9 protein-coding genes and 2 other annotated features are annotated in these 10992 nt (G+C 36.1%); all 9 genes read left to right on the forward strand.

Translation table 11 applies throughout. The annotated features are described in order from the left end of the window. Positions 1-112: 112 nt before the first annotated feature. The 9 genes from HWX15_RS05955 to HWX15_RS05995 all read left to right on the forward strand — a co-directional run bounded on the left by HWX15_RS05955 (position 113) and on the right by HWX15_RS05995 (position 10983). Positions 113-772, forward strand: a complete 660-nt coding sequence (locus tag HWX15_RS05955; RefSeq protein ID WP_000793811.1) for a DUF1868 domain-containing protein — start codon at positions 113-115, stop codon at positions 770-772. Positions 773-796: 24 nt separating this feature from the next. Continuing rightward, positions 797-1864 (forward strand): extracellular solute-binding protein, encoded by a 1068-nt coding sequence (locus tag HWX15_RS05960; protein WP_000738376.1) that lies wholly within the window; start codon positions 797-799, stop codon positions 1862-1864. A gap of 102 nt (positions 1865-1966) precedes the next feature. Continuing rightward, entirely contained in the window at positions 1967-2977 is a 1011-nt protein-coding gene (locus tag HWX15_RS05965; RefSeq protein ID WP_061389837.1) for an ABC transporter ATP-binding protein, read from the forward strand. 11 nt (positions 2978-2988) lie between these two features. Next, positions 2989-4680 (forward strand): ABC transporter permease, encoded by a 1692-nt coding sequence (locus HWX15_RS05970; RefSeq protein WP_001216174.1) that lies wholly within the window; start codon positions 2989-2991, stop codon positions 4678-4680. Between the two features lie 2 nt (positions 4681-4682). Continuing rightward, complete coding sequence (locus HWX15_RS05975) at positions 4683-5393, forward strand: MgtC/SapB family protein (protein WP_001149044.1); 711 nt, start codon at positions 4683-4685, stop codon at positions 5391-5393. Between the two features lie 686 nt (positions 5394-6079). After that, the gene (locus HWX15_RS05980; RefSeq protein WP_000410752.1) at positions 6080-7075 is read left to right on the forward strand and encodes a LacI family DNA-binding transcriptional regulator; all 996 of its coding nucleotides are present in this window, start codon (positions 6080-6082) and stop codon (positions 7073-7075) included. Between the two features lie 214 nt (positions 7076-7289). Next, positions 7290-7520: a binding site (T-box leader), on the forward strand. Positions 7521-7586: 66 nt separating this feature from the next. Continuing rightward, positions 7587-8765 carry a tryptophan synthase subunit beta gene (trpB, locus tag HWX15_RS05985; protein ID WP_136937328.1) on the forward strand — a complete coding sequence of 393 codons (1179 nt, stop codon included), beginning with the start codon at positions 7587-7589 and terminating at the stop codon, positions 8763-8765. Continuing rightward, positions 8762-8987: a binding site (T-box leader), on the forward strand. Its footprint overlaps the gene before it by 4 nt. Positions 8988-9058: 71 nt before the next feature. Continuing rightward, complete coding sequence (trpE, locus tag HWX15_RS05990) at positions 9059-10420, forward strand: anthranilate synthase component I (protein ID WP_175880532.1); 1362 nt, start codon at positions 9059-9061, stop codon at positions 10418-10420. Beyond that, positions 10417-10983 (forward strand): aminodeoxychorismate/anthranilate synthase component II, encoded by a 567-nt coding sequence (locus tag HWX15_RS05995; protein WP_175880533.1) that lies wholly within the window; start codon positions 10417-10419, stop codon positions 10981-10983. The genes trpE and HWX15_RS05995 overlap by 4 nt, the downstream gene beginning before the upstream one ends. Positions 10984-10992: the final 9 nt, after the last annotated feature.

A 10992-nucleotide genomic window follows, 5' to 3' on the forward strand; every position in this document is an offset into this window, starting at 1 on the left:
AAGATAAATTTTTTTAAAAAATGTTTGAAAGCGCTTGACAAAGTAAACGGTTTCGTTATATAATATAAGCATAGATGACACCGGTGTCAAATATAAAAAAGAGGGTCTTTATATGAAAAACCTAACAAAAATTAAGTTCAAAGAAAATGGAGAATTTAATCATTTTCCAGGAAATACTGTTGTAGCAAATCTTTATACTAAACAAGATTTGATGGAAGTTGTTGATATTATTCAATCACGTTATAGAGAATTACCATTTATCGATAAGTTTACTTTAACTCCAAGGAATTCTATTCACATGACTGTAATTGAATTGTTGTGCCATGAAAATCGTGAAACGGAGTTTTGGAGCAGTAATCTTCCTCTTGATACACCTTTACAGGAAATACATGATTACTTTGCTAAACAACTTGAAATTTTTCCATTGTTGGATGAAGAAATTCATATGCGTGTGACTGAAATGGGAAAACAAAACATACTAGTTGAACCTGCAGATGAAGCTTCTGCAAAGAGATTAGAAGAAATTCGTACTTATGTTTCAGAAAAAGCAGGTGTTCGTTTCCCTAATCATGATAGATATCAATTCCATATTTCAATTGGATATCTTCGGATTCCTCTAACCGAAGAGGAGGAAGAAGAGTTTACTAAAGTCAGAGCAGAATTAACTGAAATCTTATTAGAGAAGATTCCAACTATTACTGTAAACCGTATTGACTATACTGTATTTGAAGATATGAGACAATTTGTTCCATATCACGAAAAATTTAAATAAAATAATAAAAAAGGAGAACTTATCATGAAAAAAATGAAAGTTTGGTCTACTGTACTTGCAACGGGAGTTGCTCTTACTACACTTGCTGCTTGCTCTGGAGGTTCAAATTCTACGACTGCTTCTTCATCTGAAGAAAAAGCTGATAAAAGTCAAGAATTAGTAATCTATTCGAACTCAGTTTCAAATGGTCGTGGTGATTGGTTAACTGCTAAAGCAAAAGAAGCTGGTTTTAATATAAAAATGGTTGATATTCCTGGCGCTCAATTAGCAGACCGTGTTATTGCCGAGAAGAATAATGCAGTTGCAGATATGGTATTTGGAATTGGTGCTGTTGATTCAAATAAAATTAGAGATCAAAAATTACTAGTCCAGTACAAGCCTAAATGGTTAGATAAAATTGATCAATCTTTATCAGATAAAGATAATTATTATAATCCTGTGATTGTTCAACCATTAGTTTTAATTGGGGCGCCTGATGTAAAAGAAATGCCTAAAGATTGGACTGAATTAGGTAGTAAGTATAAAGGTAAATATTCAATTTCTGGTCTTCAAGGTGGTACAGGACGGGCAATTCTAGCAAGTATCTTAGTTCGATACCTTGATGATAAAGGTGAATTAGGTGTTTCCGAAAAAGGTTGGGAAGCAGCAAAAGAATATTTGAAAAATGCATACACTCTTCAAAAGGGAGAAAGTTCAATTGTTAAGATGTTAGACAAAGAAGATCCAATACAATATGGAATGATGTGGGGTTCTGGTGCATTAGTTGGACAAAAAGAACAAAATGTTGTTTTCAAAGTTATGACTCCTGAGATTGGTGTACCATTTGTAACTGAACAAACTATGGTTTTAAGCACTAGTAAAAAACAAGCGTTAGCTAAAGAATTTATTGATTGGTTTGGTCAATCAGAAATTCAAGTAGAATATAGTAAGAACTTTGGATCTATTCCTGCAAATAAAGATGCCCTAACAGAGTTACCTGAAGATACGAAAAAATTTGTTGATCAAGTGAAACCACAAAATATTGACTGGGAAGCTGTTGGAAAACATTTGGATGAATGGGTAGAAAAAGCTGAATTAGAATACGTACAATAAGAAATAAGAGTTAATTTTTATGTCCAAGTCTCTCTATTATTTCTAAATTTAAGGAAGAAATAAAGAGAGGCTTTTGGTTTAGTAATAGAGGGAGTTAGTGAGATGATTAAATTTGATAATATTCAAATTAAATATGGTGATTTTGTTGCAATTGATAATCTAAATTTAGATATACATGAAGGGGAATTCTTTACATTTCTTGGGCCTTCAGGGTGTGGTAAATCAACTACTTTGAGAGCATTGGTAGGTTTTCTAGATCCATCATCAGGAAGTATTGAAGTTAATGGAACAAATGTCACTCATTTGGAACCTGAAAAGCGTGGAATTGGTATTGTATTTCAATCTTATGCGCTATTTCCAACTATGACTGTTTTTGATAATATTGCATTTGGTTTAAAAGTTAAGAAGGTAGCTCCAGATGTTATTAAAGCTAAAGTATCAGCAGTAGCAGCAAAAATTAAGATCTCTGATCAACAGTTACAGCGTAATGTATCAGAATTATCTGGGGGTCAACAACAAAGGGTAGCATTGGCTCGTGCTCTGGTTCTTGAACCTAAAATTCTTTGTCTAGATGAACCATTGTCAAACCTTGACGCAAAATTACGTGTAGATTTGAGAAAAGAGTTGAAAAGACTTCAAAAAGAGTTAGGTATTACTACTTTATATGTTACTCATGATCAAGAGGAAGCCTTGACTTTATCTGATAGAATTGCAGTCTTTAACAATGGATACATCGAACAGGTCGGTACACCAGTAGAAATTTATCATAATTCTCAAACTGAATTTGTATGTGATTTTATTGGAGATATTAATGTTTTGACCGATGAAACAGTCCACGAAGTATTACTGAAAAATGCAAGCGTTTTCTTAGAAGATAAAAAAGGATACATTCGATTAGAGAAAGTTCGATTCAATCGTGAAACTGAACAAGATTTCACTCTAAAAGGGACAATTATTGATGTTGAGTTTTCTGGAGTTACAATTCACTATACAATAAAAGTTTCTGAAAGTCAGATTCTTAATGTAACAAGTATTGATAGTCAGGCTGCTATTAGATCTGTCGGAGAAAGTGTGGAATTATTTATCACACCATCAGACGTTCTGCAATTTTAAGGAGGTGCAGTATGCGTCATAAATTAAATTTAAAAGATTGGCTTATTCGTTTAGGGTTAATCTGGTTCTTAGTAACATTTATTATTTATCCAAACTTTGATCTAGTAGTGAATGTATTTGTAAAAGGAGGAGAATTTTCCCTTGATGCTGTACATCGTGTTCTAAAATCTCAGAGGGCACTTCAGAGTATTATGAACAGTTTTAAGTTAGCATTTTCACTCATTATTACAGTTAATGTCGTAGGTATTCTTTGTGTTCTATTTACAGAGTACTTTGATATTAAAGGTGCTAAAATTTTAAAATTAGGTTATATGACCTCTTTAATTTATGGAGGAGTGGTTTTAGCGACTGGATATAAATTTGTCTATGGTCCTTATGGATTGATTACAAAATTTTTACAAAATATTATCCCTTCTTTAGACCCTAACTGGTTTATTGGATATGGTGCAGTCTTATTCATTATGACATTTTCAGGAACTGCTAATCATACATTGTTTTTAACAAATACAATTCGAAGCGTTGACTATCACACTATTGAGGCTGCTCGAAATATGGGAGCAAAACCATTTACTGTTTTCCGAAAAGTAGTGTTACCAACCTTAATTCCAACTCTATTTGCACTTACTATCATGGTTTTTCTTAGTGGTTTATCTGCAGTAGCAGCACCCATGATTGTTGGTGGTAAAGAATTTCAAACTATAAATCCAATGATTATTACATTTGCAGGGATGGGGAATTCTCGTGATTTAGCTGCCCTACTTGCAATTATTTTAGGTATTGCAACTACAATTTTGCTTACTATCATGAACAAGATAGAAAAAGGTGGAAATTATATTTCTATCTCTAAGACTAAAGCGCCTCTTAAAAAACAAAAAATTGCGTCTAAGCCTTGGAATATCATTGCTCACATTGTAGCATATGGATTGTTCACAGTTTTCATGCTTCCACTAATTTTTATAGTATTATACTCATTTACAGATCCAGTTGCAATTCAAACAGGTAACTTAACATTATCAAACTTTACTTTAGAAAATTATCGCTTATTCTTTAGTAATAGTGCGGCATTCTCTCCATTCTTGGTCAGCTTTATTTATTCTATTATTGCTGCGACAACAGCAACAATTCTCGCAGTTGTATTTGCTCGTGTTGTCAGAAAACATAAATCTCGTTTTGATTTCTTATTTGAATATGGTGCTCTACTTCCTTGGTTACTACCAAGTACACTTTTAGCAGTAAGTTTATTATTTACTTTTAATCAGCCACAATTTCTTGTCTTGAATCAGATTTTGGTAGGTAGTTTGGTAATTCTACTTATTGCATATATAGTTGTAAAAATCCCATTTTCTTATAGAATGGTACGTGCTATTTTATTTAGTGTTGATGATGAGATGGAAGATGCAGCAAGAAGTATGGGTGCTTCACCTTTTTATACTATGATGAAGGTTATCATTCCATTTATTTTACCGGTTGTTCTCTCTGTTATTGCTTTAAACTTTAACTCTTTATTAACTGACTTCGACTTATCTGTATTTCTTTACCATCCATTAGCTCAACCACTGGGTATAACTATTCGTTCAGCAGGTGATGAAACAGCAACTTCAAATGCTCAAGCACTTGTATTCGTTTATACTATTGTATTAATGATAATTTCTGGTTCTGTTTTATACTTTACTCAGAGACCAGTTAGTAGAAAAAGGAAATAATAATGCAAGCAACAAGCTTAGGACTATCATATATCGAAATTGTATTAAGAATTGTACTTTCATTAGTTATTGGTGGTGTAATTGGTTTAGAGAGAGGAAGTAAATCTCAACCAGCAGGTATTCGTACACATAGTATTGTTTGTCTGGCTGCATGTTTAATTATGATGACTAATGAGTATGTATCTTATAAATTTGGTACAGGAGATCCTACACGCTTAGGTGCGCAGGTTATATCAGGTGTTGGTTTTCTTGGGGCTGGAACAATACTTATTACAGATAAAAAGAAAATAACTGGTTTAACAACTGCAGCCGGAATATGGGCTTCAGCTGGAATCGGTCTAGCTATTGGTGTTGGTTTTTATGAAGGAGCCATACTAGGAGCAATGTCTGTTTGGAGTGTTATAACTATGTTCCAACCTTTAAAAAAATATCTTCAAAGTCGTTCAAAGATAATCGAATTGTATATCGTTGTTAGATCTACAGAGGCATATAATCGGGTACTAGTATACTGTGCTGAGAATGGCATTAGAATGACTGATTCTAGAACTGCATTTGGAGATGTTAATTCAGAAAGAATTGAATATTTTGATGTTCCAGACAAAAAAATCGCGTCATTTATTACTCTGGAATTATCAGGTAGATTTGAGCACCTTAAACTAATGGAAGAAATTGCTAATATTGTTGGTGTGATTTATGTTGAGGAAATCAGCTAATCTAGGGATAAACAAAGGGACGGATTATTCTAGTCCTTTTGTTTTCTTTAAATAATAAGAAATATAAGGGCACATCTAAAAACTCAATTTCAATACTTTTAAACATTGATGTATCAACGTTTTCTGAGCAATAAAAATAGAAAATCGGTAGTTTTTAGAGGTGTCCATAATAATTTTTGAAGAAAAGGATCTAACTAATTTGAGAGTATATAAAGTGGATTTTGATGCAGGAAAAATAACTTATTTTGATGACTATAATCTCATACAGGTATACCACTTCCATTCATTTTATGATGTTTGTGAGATGGTGTTCGCTTGTCATTTACCATTTGAAGAAATGCTTAGAAATGTTATTGTTAAGGAGAAAGCTGTTCCCATATTAGAGTGTTATATTGAACAGATAATGAATACATTTCTAAATACAGAAGGATTTACTGAAAATGATTCCTTGGAATTTTCAGGTAGTGTATTTTCTTATACGGTGATTTGTAATGCAGTTTACAAAATAGTACAAAACAGTGAATTGAATTGTAAAATTTATGTTACTAGTACTGAAAGTTAATGTAGATTTAGTGAAGTATTTCCTCCAGATGTAAACTAGATTAAAAGATTAGAATGTAATTTTCTTGTTAAAATAATTTAAATATTGTATAGTTATAGTGAAGGTTTATGACAGGAGTATTTTAATGGAAAAAGGGAAAAAGGTAACGATATATGATATTGCACGTTTGTCTGGTTTTTCTCCAAAGACAGTTTCACGTGTAATAAATGGAGGGAATAGAGTAAAACCTGAGACTTATAATGCCATAAAAAAAGTCATCGATGAGTTATCCTATATTCCAAATGCCTATGCTCAGAATTTAACGAAGAAAGAAACCACGAATATTTTAATATCTGTGAAGAAGATTGATTCTTTTCCTTTAATCTGGTTTCAAACACTTTTAGATAAAGTTTTACAAACTTGTAGACAATTTGGAGTAAATGCTATTGTTGAATATTTTGGAGAGGAAGATTCGATTAGTAATTCAATTATTTCAAGTATTGGTAGCCTTGTAGATGGAGTGATTGTCTTTTATGAGGGGGAGAATGATATTCGAATCCAATATTTAAAGAAAAATAATATGCCTTTCATTGTCTTTGGAGAGTCTCAAACACCTGGAGTAGTTTACGTATCTAACAATAACTTTCAAGCTACTTATGATATGATGAAAGTAGTTTTGGAAAAGAATTTTAAAGATATGTGGTTACTTATGGGAGGTGAGTCTTATGTAAATAAGGATCGAGAGAGAGGAGTGAGAACTTTTTTAAAGGATAATAATTATTCTATGGATTTGAAGGTAGTTTATGGTTTAACTACAATAGAGTCAGTTTATTCCTTTGCTGTGAATGATTTGTCTTTTGGAAATTATCCAGATATTATATTTGTTTCAGGCGATGAAAAAGTTCAGGGACTAATTCGTGCGTGTTACGAAAAAGGAATAGCGATTCCGGATAATATATCCGTTGTTGGATTTGATAATATTCCAATTTCACAGTATTACACTCCTGCTTTATCTACAATTTCTCCTAATTATGTTAAATTAGCTCAAGAAATGATTGAAGGGGTATTAGCAATTATAAAGGGGGAAAGTGTCACATCTGTTGAAGTTTCTACTAAACTTGTTAGGAGACAGAGTTTCTAGTATTGTTTAATTCTTGAAAATCCTAATGGAAAAGATGGAGTGTTCTAAAGTAAGTTCTGTTTAGCATCTATTCAGTTTCTATTGAGTTGGATCCAATTTCTAACAAGTGGGACATTTTCACGTTCGATTTACTAAAGACATTATCACATTCGAATCACACATCTTTCAAAAAAATCGTAAAAAAGTCTTGACAAAGAAAAAACAAAGTATTAAAATAAATTCAACAAATCAGAAAAGTAACTATTTTTGATCTTCAGGGAGCCTGTGGTGATTGTGAATAGGTGGTTGGAAGTAGTGAAAGTGGGCTGATTTTAAAAATGAATTTGAAACAATGAAAATTCGGTGCGCACACCTTACAGTGCAACTTGTTGTTAGACAAGGCAGAGATGTAAAGGGGATAGTCTCTTTATAATTGAGGTGGCACCGCGTTACCAACGCCCTCACATGGAAGTATATTCTGTGTGTGGGCTTTTTTCATATCTTGAAATCAATACTGAAAGAGGAAAATTTTATGACAACTAAAGGTTATTTTGGACAATTTGGTGGTAGTTTCGTACCGGAGCCGATTCAGGCTTTGTTGGATGAGTTGGAAGTGACATTTGAAAAGTACAAAGATGATCCAGAGTTTTTGGCAGAATTTCGTCATTATTTGAAGGACTACTCAGGTCGCGAAACACCGCTCTATTTTGCGGAAAGTTTGACAGATCACTTAGGTGGCGCTAAGATTTATCTCAAGCGCGAAGACCTGAACCACCTTGGTTCTCACAAGCTCAACAACGTTTTAGGACAAATTCTTCTTGCTAAACGCATGGGCAAAAAACGAGTAATCGCAGAAACAGGAGCTGGTCAGCACGGTGTTGCGACAGCAGCGGCTGCAGCCAAGTTTGGTATGGCCTGTGATGTCTACATGGGGGCAGAGGATGTGGAGCGTCAACGTCTCAATGTTTTCCGTATGGAGATGATGGGAGCAACTGTTCATGCAGTTGAAACGGGAACACGAACTCTTAAGGATGCGGTTGATGCAGCCTTTGGAGCATGGATGAATGATCTTGAAGCCTTTTATGTTCTGGGATCTGCTGTGGGACCTCACCCATATCCAACCATTGTTCATGAGTTCCAAAAGGTCATCAGTGAAGAATCTCGCCGTCAAATCTTAGAAAAAGAAGGTCGTTTACCAGACTACGTTATTGCTTGTGTAGGTGGTGGTTCCAATGCCATTGGTGCTTTTTCTCAGTATGTGGCTGATGAAGAAGTTAAATTGGTTGGGGTTGAAGCTGCTGGTCACGGACTTGATACAGACAAGCACGCAGCTACTATGACAAAAGGTAGTATCGGAATTGTCGACGGCATGAAGACTTATGCAGTCTTTAAGGAAGATGGAGAGCTAGCTCCAGTTTACTCTATCTCAGCTGGATTGGACTATCCAGGGGTTGGCCCAGAACACGCCTATTTTAAAGATTCAGGTCGCGTGGAATATGTGGCTGCGACGGATGAAGAAGCTGTTCAAGCTCTCCTCCTTCTCAGCAAGACAGAAGGAATTATCCCAGCGATTGAAAGTTCGCATGCTATCGCAGAAGCAGTTAAACGTGCACCGAAACTAAGTAAAGACGACATTATCATCATCAATGTCTCCGGTCGTGGAGACAAGGACGTAGCTGCGATTGCGGACTACCTAGAAGCTAAGAAATAAAAGATGGAAAAATTACAGTCCTTTCTCTCACAGAGAGCTTGTGGTTGCTGGAAACAAGCAGAGAAAGCTGTAAAGTTGGGTCCATCTGAAACGAGAGAAGAAAACATAATTCTCAAGGGAGTGCCCTTTATAGCACAACCTGTTACAGGAGGTATCTGAGACAGGAATGAGAGATAGGAGAAATCCTATAATTGAGGTGGCACCGCGAATTTCGTCCTCACGCAAGTTATTTTGCGTGGGGATTTTTCATACAGTCGCCACGGACTAGAAGTAGAACTGAAAGGGAAATTACAATGGAACGAATCATTCATGGAGATGTCTTATCACCAATCTTGGCTTATATGCGCCTAAAGGGGCAACACAAGGTTATCTTAGAGAGTATTCCGAGAGACAAGGAAACAGCTCGTTTTTCTATCTTAGCCTATAATCCAGTTTTTGAGATTAAGTTTGAAAATGGAGTCCTTTATCAAAATGGTCAAGTGATTGATCAGGATCCCTTGGATTTCCTTTATGAAGTGACTCATAAGAGACAGCACCATTCAGACCTCCCTTTTGGTGGTGGGGCAATTGGCTTTGTGGGTTACGATATGATTTCGCTTTATGAAGAAATTGGTCAAATTCCGGAAGATACTATTGGAACGCCAGACATGCATTTCTTCGTCTATGAGAGTTACATGGTCTTTGACCACAAGAAGGAAAAAATCCATGTCATCGAGGATGCTCTTTATAGCGAGCGTAGTCAAGAAAACTTGGAAGAAGCCTTGAACCAAGTGCTTGAGGAATTACGTATTCCTGCTCCAAATGAATTTGAAGATTTGGATCTATCTCCGTTAGACTTCAAACCACATATCGCTCCTCAGAAGTTTGAGGAAATGGTGGAAACCGCTCGTGACTTGATTCGAAATGGTGATATGTTCCAATGCGTGCTCAGTCAGCGCTTCTCAGCAGAAGTTACTGGAAATCCATTTGACTTCTACAGAAATCTTCGCGTGACCAATCCATCTAATTACCTCTATTTCTATGACTTTGGGGATTATCAAATCATCGGAGCTAGTCCAGAAAGCTTGGTTTCTGTTAAAAATGGCATCGTGACAACCAATCCGATTGCAGGGACACGACCAAGAGGCGCTACGGATGAAGAAGACAAGGCTTTGGCGACAGACCTGCTTTCGGATGAGAAGGAAACAGCAGAGCATCGAATGTTAGTAGACTTGGGTCGTAATGATATTGGCCGCATCTCTGAAACGGCCAGTGTCCAAGTCACCAAGTATATGGAAGTGGAGCTCTTCCGTTATGTTATGCATTTGACCAGCGTGGTCAAGGGGCGTTTGCTTCCAGAACTCACTGCTATGGATGCCTTGAAAGCAACACTTCCTGCTGGAACTGTTTCTGGAGCACCAAAAATTCGCGCGATGAGACGCATCTATGAACTGGAAACGGAAAAACGGGGCGTATACGCAGGAGCAATCGGCTACTTGTCTGCGACGGGCGATATGGATTTTGCCATTGCCATCCGAACGATGATTCTCAAAAATCAAACAGCTTATGTGCAGGCTGGGGCAGGGATTGTCTACGACTCCATCGCCCAAAACGAATACCAAGAAACCATTAACAAAGCAAAATCTATGACTAGAATTGGAGAACTAAGACCATGATTTTATTGATTGACAACTATGATTCTTTTACCTATAACTTGGCCCAATACATTGGGAATTTTGCAGAAGTTCAGGTTTTGAGAAATGATGATCCCAAGCTGTATGAAGAAGCTGAAAAGGCAGATGGTCTGGTTTTTTCTCCTGGACCTGGTTGGCCAGTTGATGCTGGAAAGATGGAAGACATGATTCGTGACTTTGCTGGCAAGAAACCGATTCTTGGAATTTGTTTGGGTCACCAAGCCATTGCAGAAGTTTTTGGTGGTAAGCTAGGTTTGGCTCCCAAAGTCATGCATGGGAAACAGAGCAATATCAGTTTTGAAGCGCCATCTGTTTTGTATCAAGGCATTGAGGATGGACGTGCAGTCATGCGTTATCACAGTATTTTGATTGAAGAAATGCCAGAAGACTTTGAAGTGACAGCTCGTTCGACTGATGACCAAGCCATCATGGGAATTCAACACAAAAGCCTGCTGATTTATGGCTTCCAGTACCATCCAGAGAGTATCGGAACGCCAGATGGCTTGTCTTCTATTCGGAATTTTATCGAGAAGGTTGTAAAGTGAGGAAACTAG

The sequence above is a fragment of the Streptococcus thalassemiae genome (assembly GCF_903645285.1).
Classification (GTDB): Bacteria; Bacillota; Bacilli; order Lactobacillales; family Streptococcaceae; genus Streptococcus; species Streptococcus thalassemiae.